This window comes from Variovorax sp. GW821-FHT09B01, assembly GCF_059418345.1.
In genome coordinates this window covers 171,364-191,394 of the sequence record NZ_JBWKPQ010000005.1, presented here as the reverse complement: position 1 = coordinate 191,394, position 20,031 = coordinate 171,364, and the positions used below count along the sequence as shown (strand labels likewise).

At 61.1% G+C, this 20,031-nt stretch carries 15 protein-coding genes; 10 read left to right on the top strand and 5 right to left on the bottom strand.

Annotated features, from left to right (window positions below; all coding sequences use genetic code 11):
• Positions 1-67 precede the first annotated feature (67 nt).
• On the bottom strand, positions 68-2,350 hold the full coding sequence (locus AC07RV_RS17685) for a DUF6351 family protein (RefSeq protein WP_492713786.1): 2,283 nt from the start codon (positions 2,348-2,350) through the stop codon (positions 68-70).
• A gap of 900 nt (positions 2,351-3,250) precedes the next feature.
• On the opposite strand from AC07RV_RS17685, the gene AC07RV_RS17680 reads away from it, so the two are divergent.
• The 8 genes from AC07RV_RS17680 (at position 3,251) to AC07RV_RS17645 (ending at position 14,203) form a co-directional block, all read left to right on the top strand.
• Complete coding sequence (locus AC07RV_RS17680) at positions 3,251-4,387, top strand: hypothetical protein (protein WP_492713784.1); 1,137 nt, start codon at positions 3,251-3,253, stop codon at positions 4,385-4,387.
• On the top strand, positions 4,384-5,193 hold the full coding sequence (locus AC07RV_RS17675) for a GSU2403 family nucleotidyltransferase fold protein (RefSeq protein ID WP_208507339.1): 810 nt from the start codon (positions 4,384-4,386) through the stop codon (positions 5,191-5,193). Before AC07RV_RS17680 ends, AC07RV_RS17675 begins: the two co-directional genes overlap by 4 nt.
• Before the next feature lie 499 nt (positions 5,194-5,692).
• Positions 5,693-6,226: a hypothetical protein gene (locus AC07RV_RS17670; protein WP_431513155.1), complete on the top strand. Its 534-nt coding sequence runs from the start codon at positions 5,693-5,695 to the stop codon at positions 6,224-6,226.
• 448 nt (positions 6,227-6,674) lie between these two features.
• The gene (locus tag AC07RV_RS17665) at positions 6,675-7,874 is read left to right on the top strand and encodes a cation:proton antiporter (protein ID WP_492713781.1); all 1,200 of its coding nucleotides are present in this window, start codon (positions 6,675-6,677) and stop codon (positions 7,872-7,874) included.
• Positions 7,875-8,205: 331 nt separating this feature from the next.
• Positions 8,206-9,048, top strand: a complete 843-nt coding sequence (imuA, locus tag AC07RV_RS17660) for a translesion DNA synthesis-associated protein ImuA (RefSeq protein ID WP_492713779.1) — start codon at positions 8,206-8,208, stop codon at positions 9,046-9,048.
• Positions 8,990-10,363: a Y-family DNA polymerase gene (locus AC07RV_RS17655; RefSeq protein ID WP_492713777.1), complete on the top strand. Its 1,374-nt coding sequence runs from the start codon at positions 8,990-8,992 to the stop codon at positions 10,361-10,363. Before imuA ends, AC07RV_RS17655 begins: the two co-directional genes overlap by 59 nt.
• 10 nt (positions 10,364-10,373) lie before the next feature.
• Entirely contained in the window at positions 10,374-13,493 is a 3,120-nt protein-coding gene (locus AC07RV_RS17650; protein ID WP_492713775.1) for an error-prone DNA polymerase, read from the top strand.
• Positions 13,494-13,843: 350 nt separating this feature from the next.
• Entirely contained in the window at positions 13,844-14,203 is a 360-nt protein-coding gene (locus tag AC07RV_RS17645) for an H-NS histone family protein (protein ID WP_492713773.1), read from the top strand.
• A gap of 83 nt (positions 14,204-14,286) precedes the next feature.
• Here AC07RV_RS17645 and AC07RV_RS17640 read toward each other — a convergent pair whose 3' ends face one another.
• Both AC07RV_RS17640 and AC07RV_RS17635 read right to left on the bottom strand, forming a co-directional pair.
• The gene (locus tag AC07RV_RS17640) at positions 14,287-14,421 is read right to left on the bottom strand and encodes a hypothetical protein (protein ID WP_492713771.1); all 135 of its coding nucleotides are present in this window, start codon (positions 14,419-14,421) and stop codon (positions 14,287-14,289) included.
• Positions 14,422-14,472: 51 nt separating this feature from the next.
• Positions 14,473-14,958, bottom strand: a complete 486-nt coding sequence (locus tag AC07RV_RS17635) for an Lrp/AsnC family transcriptional regulator (protein WP_208507346.1) — start codon at positions 14,956-14,958, stop codon at positions 14,473-14,475.
• Between the two features lie 72 nt (positions 14,959-15,030).
• On the opposite strand from AC07RV_RS17635, the gene AC07RV_RS17630 reads away from it, so the two are divergent.
• Positions 15,031-16,008, top strand: a complete 978-nt coding sequence (locus tag AC07RV_RS17630; protein ID WP_492713769.1) for a DMT family transporter — start codon at positions 15,031-15,033, stop codon at positions 16,006-16,008.
• A 409-nt stretch (positions 16,009-16,417) separates the two neighbouring features.
• On the opposite strand, the gene AC07RV_RS17625 is transcribed toward AC07RV_RS17630, so the two are convergent.
• A complete protein-coding gene (locus AC07RV_RS17625) occupies positions 16,418-17,053 on the bottom strand; it encodes a TetR/AcrR family transcriptional regulator (RefSeq protein ID WP_208507348.1) in 636 nt (211 codons plus the stop codon).
• A gap of 360 nt (positions 17,054-17,413) precedes the next feature.
• Entirely contained in the window at positions 17,414-18,301 is an 888-nt protein-coding gene (locus tag AC07RV_RS17620) for a LysR family transcriptional regulator (RefSeq protein ID WP_492713767.1), read from the bottom strand.
• Between the two features lie 137 nt (positions 18,302-18,438).
• Here AC07RV_RS17620 and AC07RV_RS17615 point away from each other — a divergent pair, with 137 nt between their 5' ends.
• Positions 18,439-19,629 (top strand): MFS transporter, encoded by a 1,191-nt coding sequence (locus AC07RV_RS17615; RefSeq protein ID WP_492713765.1) that lies wholly within the window; start codon positions 18,439-18,441, stop codon positions 19,627-19,629.
• Positions 19,630-20,031: the final 402 nt, after the last annotated feature.

Below are 20,031 nucleotides of genomic sequence, written 5' to 3'. Positions count from 1 at the left end.
GACAAGAGGAAAAATCCAAAGACCGCTGCCGATCGTCGGCAGCGGCCCGTGCGTCATGCCGCAGGCGTTAGAGCATCGAAGGCGTGACTTGCTTGGTGATGTCGAACAGCAGGTTCACGGGGGAGGGCCCGAACGACAACCAGGTGCCGCTCAGCGGCTGCTGGCCCACGCCGGGCTTGGTCCAGTCGCACACGCCGTCCGGGAAGGCAGTATTCAGACGGGCCCACTGCGTGGGCGTGAAGAACACGCGGTACTCCGACGGGTTCAGCGGCTTGAGTTGGCACTTGGCGATGTCATCGGTCAGCGGGCCGCCAGCGGCCATGCGCGGCGTCGTACCTGCCGGGTAGAAGGTGTTGCACGCGCTTTCGCCGAAAGCAGTCTGCTCTTCCGTGTACTTCAGGCCGTTGTTCCAGCAAGCGTCTTTCAGATCGGCAGGGCGTGCCGCGGCGATCTTCTGCGCGAGTGCACGATCGGAGTTGTCGGCCTTGGCGGCGCGCAGCCAGACATCCATCGCATCGAAGGCTTCGGCGCTGCTCGCGCCCTTGGTCCACATCACGTGGTTGTCGATGTTGCCATTGGCGCGGCGCAGTCGCTCCCGCATGGAGAACGAGTGGATCTTGGTGTGGATGTCTCCGCCCACCGTGCCGTCGTTGTAGTCGCGTAGGTCGATGATGGCGGTGGATGCAAGTCCCCCCGCACCGTTGACGATGCGCCCCGACTGATAGGCACGCGTGAGTGCGTCAAGATCGCCCACGGTACGGGTCGTGGTGCGCTTCATGTCGCGATCCACGCCGCCAGCGCGTTCATTGAGGTCGAGGAACTTGTCGATGCTGAGTTTTCCCTCGTTGAGCGCGTTCAGGCCGTACTGGATGCCGACGTTGTCGATCGGGCGCAGCGCGAAGCCTTCGGCCGTCTTGCCGTAGACGTTCACGGTGTGGTCGAACACCGTGGCGCGCGCGCCTGTCGGATTCGTCGCGGGGTTGTAGCGCTTCTCCACCGGCACGCCTGCAGGGAATGACACCAGCGGGTCGAGCCGACCGGCGCTGCCGCTCATGTTGGGGATGTTGCCGATCTGCAGGTAGCCAGAGATCGCCTGCTTTTCGGCCACGGTGTAGTTCAGCGCCACGGTGGCCGGGTCGTTGAAGTAGTTGTTCAGAATGCGCGAGTCGTGCAGCTTGAAGATCGTGGATGAGGTCACGTCGGCGAACACCTGGCTCACCACCACGCCATCGAAGAGACCGGGATAGTTGTCACTGGTCTGATGGCTCTGGTAAGAGCCGCCCGAGCCGCCGGTGCCGATGGTGTAGGTGGGCGCGCCAAAGTTTTCAATGAAGCGCTCCTTGACCATGGCGATGGTCTCGGACGACAGCAGGTCGTTGCAGTTCGTGCCGAAGACGTTCAGCGTGGAGGTGGTCACCGCGAGGCCGCGGCTCTGGTAGGTCGGATTGATCAGCGTGGCGAAGTCATTGCCCTGCTGGAACCAGCCGCCCTGGCAGCCGCCGCCCAGCGGATAGATCAGGCCGCCCTTCCAGCCCGCGGTACGGTAGGTCGGGGACGGGGGCGGCTCGTTGAGCACGTCGTGCAGGATCGCCGACTGGTACAGGCCGCGGTTGATCGTGCCGCTCTCGAGCCGGATCACGTACGGCACCTGCTTGCCGTCGATCGTGAGGTAGGCGATGTTGGCCGGATAGGCGCTCAGGCTGCCGGGTTCGAAGCGCGTGTTGGTGCCCGCGGTGGTCCGGTAGTAGTAGTCCACGCGCGTCTCGACCGAGCACTTGCCGTCGTCGAGCGACTTGAGCTTCTGCCCGCCCATGCGCGTGAAGGTCTCGTAGCCGCACACGAAGGGCTCCTCATGTGGCCCGGAGATCACGGGGCCGGTGATCGGGTAGGCCGTCAATGCGAGCGTTGCCTTGTAGCCGCCGTAGCTGGCTACCAGCTCATTGGCGCCGGTCTTCAGTCCCGTGACCTTGCCCACCAGCCGTCCGTTGGCCGGGTTGGGCGCGAAAGAGGCCGTGACATCGCGCCCGTCGACCGTCACCGACAGGCTGCTGGGAGATTGCTCGCTCAGCAATTCGAGTTCCACGAGTGCGTCGTCTCCGGTCACCAACTGAGGCGGCGACGACAGCACGCCGACCTTCAGCGTTGCCCCCGCCGGTGGTGTGCCCGGATCCGGGTTGCCGGGGTCGGTCGGATTTCCACCACCGCCGCCGGCGACGGGCGGTATGAATCCACCGCCTCCGTCGCTTCCGCCGCCGCAGGCGGCCAGGATCATCGCGGCCAGCAGGGTGCTGATGCGCAGCGGCGCTTTCGCCTTGGCGAGGCGGGACTTGATCTCAGGTCTTGCATTCATTTTCTCGGTCTCCGTTGTGGTTCTGGTTGCTGGGAAGGAAAAGGGGGGAGGTGAATGGCTGGGCTCGCCCGCAGTGGGATGACCATGCGGCGGCGCGACCCGGTGAAGCCGGGCCGTGCGCCTAGCGGCGCATGTCAGAGCAGGGGCGTAGGCGGGTGGCGGCGCGGGCGCTCGGGTCGCGAACGCGCAGGCCGCGGGGAAGTGCTGGGCAAGGGGGTGTGGCGCATGGTTGTCTCCGTCCTCTGTCTCAGGGATGCGCTCAGGAATAGCAACGCATGTGCCAGGCGGACATTGCCCTGTAAGTTGTTGATATGGATAGGGTTTATTTGCCTTGCCCCAGGTTTTCCCGCGCTTTTTCGGCTGAAACCCCAGCCACGGCGAGCTTGGGCTGGCTGGGAAACCGCACACCACGATCCAAGCAGATTGCCGACAAATCGTTGCGCGCGATGCAGACACGACGCCCGTGCCGAGGGCCTGCAACCTTTGGCAGCCTGATGAGGGGCCGCGAGACCATTCAAATGGTGGGATCTGACGATGTACTTTGCCCGCCTCGTCGTCGGTACTGTGGGTGCAGGCGCATTCTTTGTTTGGAGCGCAGCGGCTCAGGCTCAGCAGCCCTCGGCGCCCAGCCAATCCTCTCCAAGGACGACCCAGGTTGCCTCATCAGGGCGCACGCTGACCAGCTCTCAACTGGCAACAGACATCCTCAACCGCATGTTCGTACGCTCAACGAGGTCTTCGAGGGGGCGTGGCCAGACGTAGGATTCGGAGCTAGGCAGCGCTTGCTTGAAGAGATCGCCCAAGGCTCCATATCTAGTGCGGCCTGGTGCTAACATGGACGTGGTTGCTATCATGGCCGAGATATGTACAATGGCCCTGATAGGGCACTGTAGGAGCTGTGTGTTTTCCTCACGATCGATCAACCGGCAAGCCGGCGAGGATTTCGTCGCCCAAGTGTTTCGCGACCACGGGTGGGCGGTGACAGCCGCCCAGGAGGGGCAGGGCCCGGATCTGATCGTTGCCCAGGGTGCTTTTCGCTTTGCGGTGGAAGTCAAGACCGTCTCTGAAGGTCGACCCGACCGGGTGATTCCACTGTTGTCTCAAGCCATCCTCGAAGCTCAGGCCGCATCGGTCTCACTGGGCGACGCGTTGCCGTTGGCGGTCGTTTGCGTAGAGCAGGCTGCCTCGTCACTGCTGCGACATGTGGAAAGCTTTGTCGAGCGGTATGCCATCCAGGTACCTATTGGCATCGTCTCTGAATCTGGCGTACGGTTTTTCCGAGGGCCAGCGCTTGAGGCACTGAATCAGATGCTCCCCGAGCCTGCGCGCTACGCCGCGCACTCGACACCACAGGCTGTCAATCTGTTCTCAGATCTCAACCAATGGATGCTCAAGGTTCTTTTAGCGCGTGACGTTCCTGACGGCCTGTTGCAGGCTCCTCGCCAGATCTACCGCACCGGCGCAGAATTTGCCCAAGCCGCGCAAGTATCGGCAATGAGTGCATCCCGATTTTTGAGCCAGCTTCGCCATGAAGGCTTCCTTGATGAGTCGTCGTCGCAAATCGTCCTGGTGCGTCGGGAAGAGCTGTTTCGGCGCTGGCGTGCCGCGGCCATGCGCACGTGCCCGGAGTTGCCCATGCGATTCTTGATCAAGGCCCCGGTTCTGTCGCAGATTCAGACACATCTCAACGGAAAGGTCGACGCCTGCTTGGGACTTTTTGCTGCTGCGGATGCGTTGAGCCTTGGGCATGTCAGCGGCGTGCCGCCATACGTGTACGTTCCAAAACTTCCACGTCCAGATATATCCGAGTGGCCCGCGCTTGTCGCGTCGGCCCATGAACGCCCGGATTTCATACTGAGGCAGGCCTCCTTTCCCCAATCTACGTTCCGTGCTGCCGTTGATCGCAACGGTGTGCTTGCATGCGATGCCATCCAGGTCTGGCTGGACGTGGCGAACCATGCGTCCCGCGGTGCGGAACAGGCGGACTTCATCTATAAGAAGGTGATGAGCCCCCTCGTTGAGAAGCAAGCTGGATGAACGATCTAGAGCCGTTTGCGAGACTGGTGCAGGCACTGGATCCGTGGCGCCAGCAGTTGGTTTTCATCGGCGGGTGGGCTCATCGCCTTCATCGGCTCGATCCACGAGCAAATCAGCTGGAGCATCAGCCGGTTTTTACCCGCGACACTGATTTGGCTTTTGCCAACAAGGAGGTGATTGAAGGCGACATCAAAAGCGCCTTGATTGGACACGGCTTTCAAGAAGAGTTGGGTGGCGACCATACGCCGCCAGTGGCCCACTACACGCTGGGTCAAGAAGAAGGCGGCTTCTATGCAGAGTTTCTAACCCCGCTTGTAGGAAGCGGTATCAAACGTGGTGGCAAGCCTGACGCGACACTGGCTAAAGGGGGGATCGTGGCACAAAAGATTCGCCATTTGGACATTCTTCTTGTCGATCCTTGGGTGATCTCGCTGCGGCAAGAAGACGGGATCCCTGTATCCGCTCCAAAGGACATTCAGGTCACTCATCCGTTGTGCTTCATGGTGCAAAAATTTCTGATCCAAGACGATCGACCATTTGCGAAAAAAGCGCAGGATGTGCTGTACATCTACGACACGATTGAACTCTTTGGCGCACTTCTAGGTGAGTTTCATGAACACTGGGTCCGCCGCGTTGAGCCAGAACTAGGCAACGCGGCCAAGATCGTGCGCGAACGAGCGCAACGTACGTTCTCGCAAGTCAACGACGTGGTACGTGCCGCCGCCCAAATCCCTGCGGACCGATCACTCTCTGCACAACAGATTCAAGCGACTTGCCAGCATGCTTTCGGCATTGTTCTTAGTTAGCTGGATGCCGAACAATTGAAGGGTCACAGTGCAGAGCAACTGGATGAGGTGGCCTTCTGGCTCCACGATGGCTTCGCCGAGCAGCTGCGCCTGATCGAGACTAAGGACCGATCGATCCAAACGCTCACGCGCGAGCTTGTCTCGAGTCCACGAGGGCCGCCCAGCTCGCGCGCAAGCTCGTACAGTACCAACGCCCGCGTTACTACAAATCGTACAGTTCGGTTCATCCCTGCAGCTGTTTAACGCTGGGGAGCCTGGCGACTAGGAAAATCCTTCGCCTTAAGAGAATTCAAGACAAGGGGCCGGACGCTCACGGCTCACGAGCGCTCGCGCGGGGAAGTTGGGGTCTGGCGGAACGTGGTCGGTGTCGGTTTGAGTGTGTATCCCACAGACTTGCGCCGTCGCATCGGCTTCAATATTCGTTGATAGAGTTGATCCCACTATTTATCATTGATCCAACGATTCGTTAGCGCTGGGGATGGCTGGAAGGGTATTGCGAATGTTTGAATTCTCGAAGAAAAAGTATGCGATGGGTGCTGCTGCTCGGCGCGCGGCTTTGCGGATGTTGCTGGGAGGCTTGGCAAGCCTCGCGCTGGCGGCGGGCGCACAGACCGCAACAGATTGGGTCAAGGATCCCTCGAGAGACTGTCGTTTTGTTGTCCCTGCTTCGTTGAAAGGCGCCGCGACCTACTGGGTGGGGGCCTGCCCTGGCGGCAAAGCGGCTGGCCTGGGCATGCTGCGCAATCGCGAAGGTGCGAAGGCGGGCAATGCCTTCTACGGGGAGATGCGCGAAGGGATTCCAGTGATGGGCGCCATCGACTTCGACGGGGGTGGCTATCGGGTGGGCCGGTTCGTGGAGGGGGACCTCGGATCGCGTGACGGCTCCTGGCAGGAGCGTCATGATGGCTTCGAGGCTGCACTTCGTGCCGCACGTGCCGTCAGTGCGCACTATGTAGAAACCAAGAATCCGGCCTCCGCGCGCCACTACGCCGAGGTCGCGAGGCAGCTTGACACCCAGCTTGACGCAGACTGAATCGTTGGCGTCACTGTGCAACGCCTGTTGAGCCTACGTTGCCGAGCCATCAAGCATTCGAAAGATTCGCTGCGGCACCCGCAGTTGATGTCCTTTTGTCGGGACGGTCGCTCGCGCGAGGGCTCGAGCTATCGACCGTTTCGCAATGCCGCGTGCGTGCTGACTTTTCGTTCGTAAGAAGCGTCTTCGCTCTAGCTTCTGCAGATGCGGGTCGGTGTGGTCTGGTGCGCGATGTTCAACGTCGCATACCGCGCACGTCGCCGCGGATGCCCGGCTTGCCCCAAAGACCCGCCCGAAAGTGCAGCAAGTCTTGGTCGTTTCACGCGCATGTCGATGACGGGCGCGCAGCCATCGACATCACGGCCAGCTGAACCAATCCGTTGACTGGCTGGTGCCATGTCAGACTGAGCCCTCTTTCATTCCTTCCCGTTCGCCGGCGCCGTTCTGCATGACCACTTCCGAGATCTTCCTCGTCGCCATGTTGATCATCTTTTCGGTACCGTACCTTGTCTGGCGTCTGGGGCGCACCGAGTACTTCGCGCCGCTCGTGGTGGTGCAGATCATCACTGGCATCGTGCTGGGGCCAGGCGTGCTGGGCGCGGTGTTTCCCGACTACTACAAGTTCGTCTTCAACGGGCCCGTTGTCCAGTCGCTGAACGCCGTTGCGCAGTGGGCCGTCATGATGTTCGTCTGGATCGCAGGCATCGAGCTCGACTTGCGCAAGGCTTGGGAGCACCGCCGCGAAAGTGGCGTCACGGCAGGACTGGCGCTCGGCGTACCGCTGGCCTTCGGCGCGCTGGCAGCGCTTGCTTTGCTCCCCTACCCCGGCTGGATGGGGGCAGGTGGGACGTCCTGGCAGTTCGTGCTGGGCATCGGCATGTCGTGCGCCGTGACGGCCCTACCTATTCTCATCTTGCTGATGGAGAAGCTGCAGATCCTGCGCCAGCCCATCGGTCAGCGCATCCTGCGTTACGCGAGCCTGGACGATATCGCCATCTGGGGCGTCTTGGCGCTGATCCTCATGGACTGGGAGCGGGTCGGCAGGCAGGCAGGCTTCCTGGCAGTATTCGCCGTCGCTTCGATCCTGTTCCGCCGGCTGATGGTCCGCGTCCCCGAGCGCGATCGCTGGTACGCCGGGCTGATATGGCTCGCGGCCTGCGGGCTCGGTGCCGACTGGTCGGGCCTGCACTACATGGTGGGCGCGTTCATCGCCGGCGCAGTGATGGACGCGGAATGGTTTGACCAGCAGCAGATGGACTGGCTGCGTCACAACGTGCTGCTCGTGGTCATGCCGGTCTTCTTTCTCAGCACCGGCCTGCGTACCAACTGGCAGGTGGGCGGCACGGAGGTCTTTCTCGTTGCGGCCGTGCTGCTGGTCGCGTCGGTGGCTGGCAAGCTGATCGGGCTTCGCCTGGCGGGGCGGCTGCTGCGCTGGCAACCGGGCGAAGCCTCGCTGATCGGCTGGCTGCTGCAGACCAAAGCCCTCATCATGATCATTTTTGCCAACGTCCTGCTGGACAAGGCGATCATCACCAACGAGACCTTCACGGCCTTGCTGATCATGGCCGTGGCGAGCACCATGCTGACGGTGCCGGTCGTGTCGCCCAAGCTGCAGCGCATGAAAGACATCGTTTTTCGGTCGCGCTGAGCGGAGGGCCTCGCTGGCGAGTGAGCCTGCGCGGGTTCCTTGCTATCGCCGTTAGATGGTTCTGGGGGAATGCGGCTCAAAATCTTGACGGGTCATGCAGCGATCCCCAGGCAGTTTTGCGAGTACCACGTTCTACGCCTATCCAGTGACCCTCTTCAGTCGGCGCATTCGCCAGAAGGCTTCACGCTGACGACGCCGCTCTCCATGCCTGGTCTCGATTCAGAGGCGCCCCTGCTTCCAAACACCCGTCGACGAAGAAATTTGTAAACATTCTTGCTAAAGCCAGACGCTCTTAGGATACTGTATGTCCATACAGTAATCGGAGCCTTTCATGGCCATCTCCCTGTCATGGGCTGGTGGCGAAGACCCGCCGCCGGCCCGTCTGTCGCCGGTGTCACGAGGCAGGATCTCGCGTGACCCGCTCACGTTGTCCCCTGCCATAGAGGCCGCGCTCTGGCGTGGCGACGCAATGGGTAGTCCTGTGACGACGACGCTGAGCAGCGGCTTCGCGACACTGGACGCACAGTTGCCGGGAGGCGGCTGGCCCTGCCAGTCGTTGACCGAGGTGCTGCAGTTGCAACCCACAGCGCTTGAGTGGCGTCTGTGCGCTCCGTCCATGCGCGCGTTGGTGGCGCAGGGCAAGCAGATCGTGTTGGTCGGTCCGCCGAAGGCGCCTCACCTGCCGGGACTCCTTCACCTCGGACTCGACGAGCATCAGTTGGTATGGATCCAGGCCGACAAGCCGCTCGAACGCTTGTGGGCCATCGAGCAACTCATCAAAGCCAATGCGGTGGGCATGCTCCTTGGATGGCTGCCTCACGCCCGGCAGGAGCAAATTCGCCGGTTGCAGGTGTGCGCTCAAAGCTGTGATGGACCGGTGATCCTTTTTCGTCCAGCGGCGGCCGAGCATGAGGCTTCGGCCGCACCGCTTCGTTTGCAGGCGCGGTTCAGCCTCGATTGGGAGCTGTGCATTCATCTGCTCAAGCGCAAAGGCCCACCTCACGAGGGGGAGCTGAGATTGCCCTCGATCCCTGGTGGACTCGAGGACATCCTCACGCCACGTCTGACGCGCCCGAGCCATCTGATCGCGGCGAGCCACTCGAGAAAGCTTTCCCATGCTGTGGGCAGCACTTCTTCCGGACAAGCTTCCGGACGGCCCGCAGCGGCGCACTGAAGCGCTCGAGGGTCTGGCGACCTGGTGTCTCCAATTCACACCGCGCGTTGCCGTCCTCGAAGCGCTTCTGGACTGCCCAGCGGTGGCCATGGAAGTCGAGCAAAGCGTGCGCTTGTTCGGCGGTAAGCGTCGTCTGGTGCTGCGAGTGCGCGATGAATGCGCCGAGTTGGGCGTACGGCAACTGGCCTGGGCCCCCACGAGCCTCGCCGCGTTAGCGCTCGCTCGTGCCGGCCTGTCCAACGGGTTTGTCAAGCCACTGGCACAGTTGCTGGACGCGCTGCCCTTGCAGACACTGACCCACGTCGCGGTGCATCAGGCGACGCTGGCGCGCCTGGGCTGCCAGACCCTCGGACACGTGAGAGCGCTGCCGCGTGGAGGGCTGAGCCGGCGCTTCGATGCCCAGGTGCTGACGGCGCTCGACCAGGCATACGGATTGCGCCCCGAAAGCTATGCCTGGGCGCAACTGCCCGAGACCTTTGCCGCGAAGCTCGAGCTGATGGCCCGTGTCGAGCATGCTCCGGCGATGCTGTTCGGCGCACGGCGATTGATGCTGCAGTTGGCCGGCTGGCTCGCCGCCCGGCGATCGGGCGTCACCGCTTTCACGCTGCGCTGGTGCCACGATGCCATGCGCTCCAGGAGCGCGGGTGATGGCGGCGAACTCACGGTGCGCACGGCGCAGCCCACACGGGCTACGGAGCATCTGATGCGGCTCTTGGCAGAGCACGTAGCCAAGATCGAGTTGTTGGCGCCGGTGGGTGACCTTGAGCTACTGGCGACCGAGGTGCATCCGCTGGAAGAGAAAAGCTTTTCGATGCTGCCTGAAGCCCGGCAATCGGGCGAGAGCTTGGCGTTGGTGCTCGAGCGCGTTGCCGCACGCCTTGGCCCCGAAAGGGTGCTTCGCCCGGTCGTCCTCGAAGATCATCGGATGGAGTGGATGTGTCGCTGGCGTCCTGCGCCAGAGGCGACACCACGCGGCCGGTGCAGGCTCGTGGATGTGCCGCAACCGACATTCATCCTGTCGAAGCCGCTGCGCCTGGCCACGAAAGACAACCGCCCGATTTATCAGGGCGTGCTGCAATTGCTCGCCGGGCCGCATCGCGTCGAAGGCGGTTGGTGGGATCGAACAACGCAAGCTGCGGAAGCCGAAGGGGATGGCGAGGACGGCAGCGCAGCCGCAGCGACGGATGAGCGCACAGGCCATGTCGCGCGCGACTACTGGGTGGCCTTGAGCGAGCATGCAGGCGTGCTTTGGATCTTCCAGATGCGGCTGGCGGCGGAAGATACAGCCTGGTTTCTTCACGGCACTTTTGCCTGAGCGCGCCGCCATGCAATTGCCCGCCTATGCCGAGCTGAAGTGCGTGAGCAACTTCAGTTTCCTGCGTGGGGCGAGCCGCCCGGAAGAGCTCGTCGAGAGGGCAAAGCAACTGGGCTACTCGGCTCTGGCAATCACCGATGAATGCAGTCTGGCCGGTGTGGTGCGCGCCCACGTCGCGGCCAAAGAGCAAGGCCTGAAGCTGCTCATCGGCAGTCAGTTCCTTGTGCAGCCTGATGACACGGATGCAGATGCGGTTGCCTTCACGCTCACGGTGCTGGCTTGCCACCTCGAGGGCTACGGCAATCTGGCTCAGTTCATCACCAAACTACGTCGCGCATCGGAAAAGGGGAGCTACCGCCTTCGGCGCAGGGAGATTAGTGGCGCAGAGCTCAATGGGTGCGTGGTGCTGGCTTCGCCGCAGCGCATGGCAACTCCTGCGCAGTTGCACGGGATCGGGCGCTGGCTGCTGGATGAATTCACCGGGCGCTGTTGGTTCGCCGTGGAAAAGCTGCGATTGCTCAACGATGAAATGTGGCTTCATCGACTCAACCAGGTGAGCAAAGAGACCGCCATCCCGCTTGTCGCCGCGGGCGATGTGCACTTCCATGTCCGTTCGCGAAAGCCGCTGCAGGACGTGATGACGGCCACGCGCCTGGGAAAGCCGCTGACTGCATGCGGCCTGGATCTGCAGCCCAACGCAGAGCGCCATCTGCGTACGCGGCTTCGTCTCGCACAGACCTACGACGCGCAATTGCTCGCGCGCACGCTCGAGGTGGCCGAGCGGTGCAACTTCAACCTCGACGAGCTTCGCTACCAGTATCCCGACGAAGTGGTCCCGGCGGGTGAGACGCCGGCGAGCTATCTGCGCCGCATTACCTACGAGGGGGCAGGGCGTCGCTGGCCGGATGGCATTCCTGCCAAGGCGCAAGTGCAGATCGAACACGAACTCGCACTGATCGCGGACCTGAGGTACGAGCACTACTTTCTCACGGTGGCCGATATCGTGGCATTCGCGCGCTCGCGCCACATTCTGTGCCAAGGCCGCGGCAGTGCGGCTAACAGCGTCGTGTGCTATTGCACCGGCGTCACGGAAGTCGACCCTGCCCGCATGAGCGTGTTGTTTGAGCGCTTCATCTCGAGGGAGCGCAACGAGCCGCCGGATATCGATGTAGATTTTGAGCACGAGCGTCGAGAGGAGGTGCTGCAGTACCTCTACCGAAAATATGGACGCGACCGCGCTGCGATCACTGGCGTGGTGATTAGCTATCGCCCCAAGAGTGCCATCCGCGACGTCGGAAAGGCGCTCGGGATGTCTGCGCAGGTGATCGATGCTTTGGCCAAGGGGCACCTGTGGTGGGACGGAGGGCAGGTCCGCCCCGAGCGGTTGCAGGAAAACGGATTGTCACTCGCGTCGCTGCAGGTTCAGCAGTTGATGCACCTGACTGAGCAGCTCATCGGTTTTCCAAGGCACCTGAGCCAGCACACCGGTGGTTTCGTGCTCACCAAGGGGCCGCTGTGTCGCATGGTACCCATTGAAAACGCGTCAATGCCTGATCGCACGGTCATCGAGTGGGACAAGGACGATCTCGATGCGCTCGGGTTGCTCAAAGTCGACTGCTTGGCACTGGGGATGCTAACGGCGATTCGCAAGGCGCTGGACTTCATCGGTCTGAGAAAGGGGTGCATCTTCGGCGTTCAGGACATTCCTTCAGAAGACCCCGCCACCTACGACATGATCTGCAAGGCCGACACCGTGGGCGTCTTTCAAATCGAGAGCCGCGCGCAAATGAGCATACTGCCGCGGCTGAAGCCGCGCTGCTTCTACGATCTTGTGATCGAAGTGGCCATCGTGCGTCCGGGGCCAATCCAGGGCGGCATGGTGCATCCGTACCTCAACCGACGCCAAGGCAAGGAGCCTGTTGTCTTTCCCAGCGAAGCGCTCAGAGAGGCGCTCGGGCGCACGTTGGGCGTGCCGGTTTTCCAGGAGCAGGTCATGCAGATCTCGATCCTGGCAGCCGGCTTTACCCCCGGAGAGGCCGACGGGCTTCGTCGCTCGATGGCGGCATGGCGACGAAAAGGGGGGCTGGAACACTACTACTCGAAAATCGTCAATGGCATGACGGCTCGAGGCTATGAGGAAGGCTTCGCGAAAGCCATTTTCGAGCAGATCAAAGGGTTCAGTGAGTACGGCTTCCCGGAAAGCCATGCCGCTTCGTTTGCGCTGCTCGTCTATTCGAGCTGCTGGATCAAATGTCATCATCCTGCGGAATTTTTGGCGGCTATGCTGAATTCGCAGCCACTGGGCTTCTACTCACCTTCGCAGCTGGTGCAGGATGCGCGCCGCCACGGCGTCGAAGTGCGCGCGGTGGACGTCATGTGCAGCGACTGGGATTGCACCTTGGAAGACTTGCTGCATGAGCCGGCAGTGCGTCTGGGACTGCGCATGATCACTGGTCTTCAGTTCGCTTCGGCACAACGCATCGTGGCGGCACGCACGCAGCAGGTTTTTGATGACGCGGAGGATCTCGCTAGACGCGCGCAACTCGATTTACACGAGATGAAACTGCTGGCAGCAGCCGACGCTCTCAAGAGTCTTTCTGGACATCGGCGTCAGCAAGTATGGGACGCGGCGGGGCTGCGAGCGGCGCCCGAGCTGCTGCGTGAGGCGCCAGTCCGTGAGGATGTCCTGGAGCTCGTGGAGGCAGCCGAAGGCGAGGAGATCGTGTTCGACTACGCCTCAACTGGTCTGACGCTTCGTCGTCATCCCATGTGTCTTCTGCGCGAGCGTCTGACCCGGCATGGATTTTTGTCGGCGTACGAATTGGATGCCATCGAAAACGGTGAACAGGTGAGCTGTTGCGGCATCGTGACCCTGAGGCAGCAACCGGAAACGGCCAAGGGAACGGTCTTCGTTTCGTTGGAAGACGAAACTGGGGTGGTGCAGGTCATCGTTTGGAAAGGTCTGCGGGATCTGCAGCGAAACGAATTATTGGGGGCAAAACTCTTGGCGGTCCATGGCCATTGGCAGCGCGAGGGAGAAGTCAAGAATCTTGTCGCATCGCGCCTGGAAGATCTAACTTTCTTGTTGGGCCGGCTTGCGACTGCGACCCAGAGCAGGGACTTCAGATAGCAGATAGCGCAAGCACGGGCACTCAGATAGATAGGGTCTGCGATACACCAAATTGGACACCCAAGTGTTACGAAATTGTTCCATGCCTTGGCGCAAAGGCGCTTGTGGCGATCGGCATTGCAGAGTCACCGAACCTTGCGCAGTGGTGCCCTTTCTCGACCTGCATTCCAGCCGTTTCGGTTGAGTCGAACGTTTTCATTGATGGCGAATGAAATCTTGATTCATCTGATCGCTTGCCAAAGACTTGGCGGTCGAAATGCGTGGAAAGGCAAAAAAATGGAATCCTCCTAATGGGAGGGGTCAATTTTTATGATAAAACGCCACCTCTAATTACCAGGACACCCAAAGCAATGGCCAAGAAGACATTCCTCGAGATTCAGAAGCAGATCGAACAACTGCAGAAAGAAGCCGATCATCTGCGCAAGCAGGAGGCCGACGAGGTGCTGGCGCGCATCAAAGAGGCGATTGCCGTCTACGGATTCACTGCCGCAGAACTAGGTGTTGGCGCTGGTGCTGGCGTGGGGCGCGGTCGTGCGCGCAAGGTCACCGCAGTAAAGCCTGGCCGCAAGCAAGGCGGGAAATCTAGTGCGTCTGCACCGAAATATCGGGACCAGAATGGCAATGTGTGGAGTGGTCGCGGTCCGCGGCCGGCGTGGTTCAAGGCCGCGCTTGAGGCGGGCAAGTCGGCCGAAGAATTCCTGGCCAAGTGACTCGGGAGGCGGCGCGCCGGACTCGGGGCGCCGCCCGCCTGCCAGCCGGAGTTCCTGAATTCCTTCTCGTTTGCCCTGGGTGGTCAACGTGCAAACACGGAGCTGGAAAGGTCATCTGCGTGAATCGACCGACACGCAAATTTTTCAACGGTTGCTGCGTGGAACTCGTGAGACGCGGCGCGGCGATCACCAAAGATCATGCCGTCCTGGGTCTTCATGGAGGTCCATGATCGGATGCCAACGATCCACCACGACCGGGGCGCCGCATCTCAAGGAATGACGATCGAGGTCTCTGTTTTTACACGATCGAGCGCAACCAGTGAGCGGAAGCTCTTGACTGCCTCGTTCTCTGCGAACAAGCGCCTCGTCAGGCCTTCGTAGCTGCGCATGTTGGGTGCGACGATGATGAGCACGCAGCTGATGCCCCCTGTCACGTAGAAGCACTGCTGCACTTCTGGCGTGTCGCGAAAGAGCGCTTTCGCGCGATCAACCGTTGCGGCGCGCTCGTCCACAAGCTGCACTTCCACGATAGACGTGATGGTGGCCGAAACTGCCTCTGGATTGACGATCGCCACATTTCCGACGATGACGCCCTCGGCTTCCATCGCCGCGATCCGGCGCTGCACCGCTGCAGCCGACAGGTTGACCTCGTCGGCGATGACCCGCTGGGGTGTCTTGTTGTTGCACTGGAGGATTCGCAGGATGGCTCGATCCTGACGGTCGAGGACGAAGTCGGCGTTCGGGATCCTGCTCATGGCGAGTGAATGTTGCGTTTGGGGCACGTTTTTCAGGCGAATTAATCAGTGTACCGAAGATAAAGTGCGGGGATGACTTCGACTTCTCCAGCACAGACCGTTCCCGAGGCGCCGACCAACAAGGCGTTGGGGGTCGCCTGTGGTGCTGGCGCCGGTGCGCTATGGGGCTTGGTTTTCTTGGCGCCCGAGTTGGTCCGAGACTTCAGCCCTCTCCAGTTGAGCATCGGTCGCTATCTTTGCTATGGCGCTCTTGCTGTGCTTTTGCTCGCGCCGCGCTGGCATGCTCTGGTGTGCCATCTGTCGCGCTCGCATTGGATGAGCCTGGCTTGGCTCGCGCTGGCCGGCAATATCGTCTACTACATCCTCCTTGCCAGTGCAGTCCAGATGGGGGGCATTGCGATGACCTCCCTGGTCATCGGCTTCTTGCCGGTGGCCGTGACGGTCATAGGCAGTCGTGACGACGGTGCCGTGCCGTTCAAAGCGCTCATTCCCTCTCTGATGCTGAGTGCGGGGGGCGCTGTCTTCATCGGTTGGGAGGCGTTGGCCAGGCTAAGCGCCGGGAGCGCGGTGACCCAGTTGCTCGGCCTCGCATGCGCTGTCGGTGCGCTCGTCTCCTGGACGGCATTTGCTGTTGGCAATGCGCGCAGCCTGAAGCGACTGCAGGGCATATCCGGGCATGACTGGAACCTGTTGACTGGTGTTGTTACAGGCGCCCAAAGCCTGCTCCTTCTTCCGTTGGCCATGCTGCTGCAGTCTGCGCATCACGACGCGAATCAATGGGCCCGCTTTGCAATGGTGTCGCTGGGGGTGGCGCTGATCGCCTCCATCGCCGGCAATGCGCTGTGGAATCGAATGAGTCGCCTGCTCCCACTGACGCTCGTGGGCCAGATGATCCTCTTCGAAACCGTCTTCGCGCTCATTTACGGCCTCGTGTGGGAGCACAGACTACCGACAGCGCTCGAAGCGTTGGCACTGGTCTTCGTGATCTCGAGCGTACTGGCCTGTCTTGCTGCACATCGCACCGTGCCCGCGGCCGAGCACCACGCGTGAGCGTCGAAGATACTGCTCTGGGCAAAGCGTGCAACTGCCGCTGCTCGCTCGAGCGTTAACTTGCGCTGGCGGTAGTCGCTCAGGACATCGAACACTTCGGCGCTGCAAGCAGCAGCGATCACGTGGGCAAGACATGAGCTTGGGTCGCCGTGCCTGTGTCGATCGCGGTGCCATCGGTCAGACAGTGCTGGGCACGCGCTGGCTTGCAGTTGAGCCTCCGCCTCTGCGGGCTCGCGCATCCCACAGAGAGGGCCTCACTTCGGAGTTTCGACCTGCGGTTGGATGCTGCGAGGTAAAGTCGAAGCTTTGTTGGCGTGGGGAGTGTAAGCGTCACAGATGCCTTGCCCAAAGGGCACCTTTCCTGTGGTGAATCTTCCGATGCAGCCAAGAGCTACTGACTGGCCAGCAGTCACATGGATGTAGTGGGCTGAGGGGGAACGAGCAAGGCGATGAGATTCTCCAGCGCCTTGCCGGAAGCATCGATGTCGAGTGCGGACTCCCGCACCGCTCGAAGAAGAAGACCGTCGAGAAAGCCCTGAAGCGTAAGGACCGAAATCGCAAGCTCCTCCTCATTCAGCGGCTTGCCAGACTTCTGAGCAAGGTCGGACAACCAGGCCGTCAGCGACGTATTGGCTTGCGTGTCCACCTCGGTGATTTGGCGCGCGATGGCCTCGTTGCGTGTGCCCTCGGCGCTCAGCTCGAGAATCAGCGTTGCACTCAAAACTTCTGGATCGCCTGCCCGCCAGCGGCGCAAGTATTCGCAGAATCGGGCGGCGAATACTTTCGGCGCCAAGCCGACCAAGCTCACTGCGCTGTTGGAACTGATCTCGTGCTGCGCAAGCTCCACCACGATTTCTTCCCGGCTCGAGAAATAGCGGTAGATCAGTCCCGGGCTCATTTGTGCCGATTCACTGATTCGCGCGATCGTGCCCGCATGAAGTCCATCCTCGACAAAGCATTCCTTTGCAGCCTTCAGAATTCGCTGCCGCTGGGACTCTGCCCGCTCCCCGCTCTTGAGAGATGGCTTCCTGGTCTTGGGATTCACGTCGTTCTTGCCCCGTGGTGATCTGATGATGCGTCAAATGATGCATCACAGGAAGTAAGTGTAAACGTTCACTTGCCCGTCAAGGCCGCGGTGCGGCGCAGGACGACCGAGCGACAAACGGAAGCGCTGCCGTGCAATTTCGCGCGTCCCTCCTGAGTGAGGTGTTCATTCACTCTTTGTGAGCTCAACTAGACCGGGTGGTCAGGGGGCACGCAGAACGCGAAGGTCGGGCGGGGCCTGTCTACCAGACCCGGGGCAGTCTAAAAAGCTTAGGCCGGTGTCCACGAAACCGGCAGCAGCCCATCCCACTGTGTGGCCTGCAACACACCAGCCCAACTCAGATACGAACGGAATACATACCTATCTCAAGGAAAGGTGCTCTGTCATATAGTCTATGAAGACTCTCAACTTGGGCGAGAGATGTTTGCTCGAAGGCCACAGCACGCGCAAGGTAGTGACGTCGCAATTGAATTCGTCGAGCACTGGGACTAGCGTACAAGTGTCTAATTGACGACGAATGGCGATATCGGGCATGCAGGCGATTCCGAGCCCAGATTCTGCGAAGCAGAGCAACGGTTCAAGGGTATTTGTGACCATCGAGTTCGATAGTTCCAGAAAAACCTTTTCACCTTTCTTGCTGAGGGGCCACGCATCTATCTTGCCGCTGCTGGGGTAGCGATAGAGGAGGCAACGGTGTTGCAGCAAATCCTCTGGATTCTGCGGTACACCGTGCGCCTCTAAGTAAGTAGGTGAGCCCACCATGGTTCGACGATAAGTGCCGAGCTTGCGTGCAGTCAGACGCGAATCCTTGGGCTCCCCGGTGCGAATGACGGCATCGAATCCCTCCTCGATCACGTCCACCAAACGGTCAGTGCAGTCTATATCCAGCTCGATGTCAGGATGCTGGCGATTGAACTGCGCGAAGTGCGGCATGAACAACAAACCAACCGAGGGGAGGCTAACACGCAGTTTGCCACGTGGCGAACTTTGGGACAGGGCCAGCTCATCCTGCGCCTGCTCCAACTCACACAGAATGCGCCGGCAACGCTCCAGAAAATTGAAGCCTTCGGGAGTCAGTATGACGGTGCGGGTAGAGCGATGAAATAGCCGTGTACCCAGCCGATCTTCCAGTCGTGCGATGGCCTTGCTCACTGCGGACGCTGAAATACCCAATTGTTGCCCCACCGCAGTGAAGCTGCGAGATTCGCCCACCCGCACGAATATATCTAAAGAACCAAGGCTTTCCATGTGACCTCACCATTAATGACTTGTGCGTCATAAGTGTTGTTCACTGTAGCCTATCTTTTCTTAGTGGACGAGGATGCACTATTGCGACGTCGTGCTCCGTCGCGAGCTGCAACTCACTGAACTAAGGAATCTGTTTGATGAACCACACCACCTCGTCCGTTTCGTGCCCGAACGCGGAACGATTGCCCGTCGGAGGATTACTTGCATTGGCCATGGCAGCATTCATTACTTTGCTTACCGAGATCATGCCCGCTGGCCTGCTGTCTTCCATTGCCGAAGGCCTGAACGTCTCTGAAAGCCTAGCCGGGCAGTTCATCACCGCCTACGCTGTGGGCGCCCTTGTTGCTGCAATTCCAGTAACCACGCTGACGCAAGGCATGCGTCGTCGCCCGCTGCTGCTGTTCGCGATCTTCGGATTTGCGGCGGTGAATCTAATCACCGCGCTTTCCAGTGACTACACTGTGTCGCTGGTAGCGCGATTTTTTGCGGGCGTGTTTGGCGGCATCGTCTGGTCACTGCTGGCTGGCTACGCCGTTCGGATGTCGCCGTCCCATTTGAGCGGGCGCGCCATTGCGATCTCCGGCGCGGGCGCGACTATCGCGCTGGTGCTAGGCGTGCCTCTCGGCGCGCTGCTGGGGCGCCACATTGAATGGCAAAGTGCTTTTGGTCTGATGACCGTACTGGCGCTGTTGCTCATCGTCTGGGTACTTGTGGTCGTGCCGGATTTCGCTGGCCAAAGCCGCGATCAGCGCCAGTCCCTTGCGCGCGTCTTCCTCAGAACTGGGATCCGTGCGGTGTTGTTCGTGGTGCTCACCTTCGTCGTGGCCCACAACGTTCTTTACATCTACGTTGAGCCGTTCCTGCAACCATCCGGCCTGGCCGCAAACGTGGACGTTGTCCTGTTCACCTTTGGCCTGGGCTCCATCATTGGGCTATGGTTGGTCGGTGCGCTGGTTGATCGCCGGCTCCAGTTCCTCGCCGTGGCAAGCATTCTCGTATTTGCCATTGCCTCACTGCTGCTCGGGGTCTGGGGCACTGTTCCTCAGATGGTGTATCCCTCCGTGGCCATTTGGGGACTAGCGGTCGGCGGGTTTGCCACCATCACGCAGACGGCGCTATCTCGGTTTGCGGGCGAGTCGGTGGATGTCGCCCAGTCCATGTACACGACGGGATGGAACACGGCTGTCGCAGCTGGTGGCGTGGTCGGGGGCATCTTGCTTGACCGCACGGGTTCTGCATCTCTCGCCTGGGTCGCTATCGGCATCCTCGCAGCTTCCTTGCTCGGCACGGTCTTTTTCATGAATAGAGCATTGGCTCGCCAGTGTTGACGTCCGATGCGCACGAATGCGGTCAAAGGGGCAACGACGTCGCCCGCTTCGTGAATCCGGCGGCGATCACGCCGGTGGGCGCACCGATCGGCGGCACCAGCATTGAGCTGGCCGCGGGCTTCACGCTGGCGGTGAGCCAGCGCACGAGCCTGTATAGCGAACTGGGCAAGCAGTGGGCCTCGGGGGAGCGTGGCACGCGTGGGCAGCTCGATCAATGCGGGAGTGGGCGTGCGCGTGAAGTGGTGACGAAGCTTTGGGCTGGGCAAGCGCTTGGCCTGAGGTCTTCGACCTGCTACGGCCAGGTTCCGGCGCGAGCTCCGCTTAGAGCGCAGACATCACGCAGAGATGGTCGCGCTAACCTGGGGGCCAGCTCGGCTGGCTCCATGCTGCGGTTCGTGGTGC

Bases quoted from the DNA above. Each gene is read 5' to 3' on its own strand.
- AC07RV_RS17620 (WP_492713767.1), bottom strand. From the start codon at position 18,301: ATGGAAAGCCTTGGTTCTTTAGATATATTCGTGCGGGTGGGCGAATCT.
- AC07RV_RS17675 (WP_208507339.1), top strand. From the start codon at position 4,384: ATGAACGATCTAGAGCCGTTTGCGAGACTGGTGCAGGCACTGGATCCG.
- AC07RV_RS17650 (WP_492713775.1), top strand. From the start codon at position 10,374: ATGCAATTGCCCGCCTATGCCGAGCTGAAGTGCGTGAGCAACTTCAGT.
- AC07RV_RS17685 (WP_492713786.1), bottom strand. From the start codon at position 2,350: ATGAATGCAAGACCTGAGATCAAGTCCCGCCTCGCCAAGGCGAAAGCG.
- imuA (WP_492713779.1), top strand. From the start codon at position 8,206: ATGGCCATCTCCCTGTCATGGGCTGGTGGCGAAGACCCGCCGCCGGCC.
- AC07RV_RS17645 (WP_492713773.1), top strand. From the start codon at position 13,844: ATGGCCAAGAAGACATTCCTCGAGATTCAGAAGCAGATCGAACAACTG.
- AC07RV_RS17615 (WP_492713765.1), top strand. From the start codon at position 18,439: ATGAACCACACCACCTCGTCCGTTTCGTGCCCGAACGCGGAACGATTG.
- AC07RV_RS17665 (WP_492713781.1), top strand. From the start codon at position 6,675: ATGACCACTTCCGAGATCTTCCTCGTCGCCATGTTGATCATCTTTTCG.
- AC07RV_RS17655 (WP_492713777.1), top strand. From the start codon at position 8,990: ATGCTGTGGGCAGCACTTCTTCCGGACAAGCTTCCGGACGGCCCGCAG.
- AC07RV_RS17630 (WP_492713769.1), top strand. From the start codon at position 15,031: ATGACTTCGACTTCTCCAGCACAGACCGTTCCCGAGGCGCCGACCAAC.
- AC07RV_RS17635 (WP_208507346.1), bottom strand. From the start codon at position 14,958: ATGAGCAGGATCCCGAACGCCGACTTCGTCCTCGACCGTCAGGATCGA.
- AC07RV_RS17670 (WP_431513155.1), top strand. From the start codon at position 5,693: ATGTTTGAATTCTCGAAGAAAAAGTATGCGATGGGTGCTGCTGCTCGG.
- AC07RV_RS17640 (WP_492713771.1), bottom strand. From the start codon at position 14,421: ATGAAGACCCAGGACGGCATGATCTTTGGTGATCGCCGCGCCGCGTCT.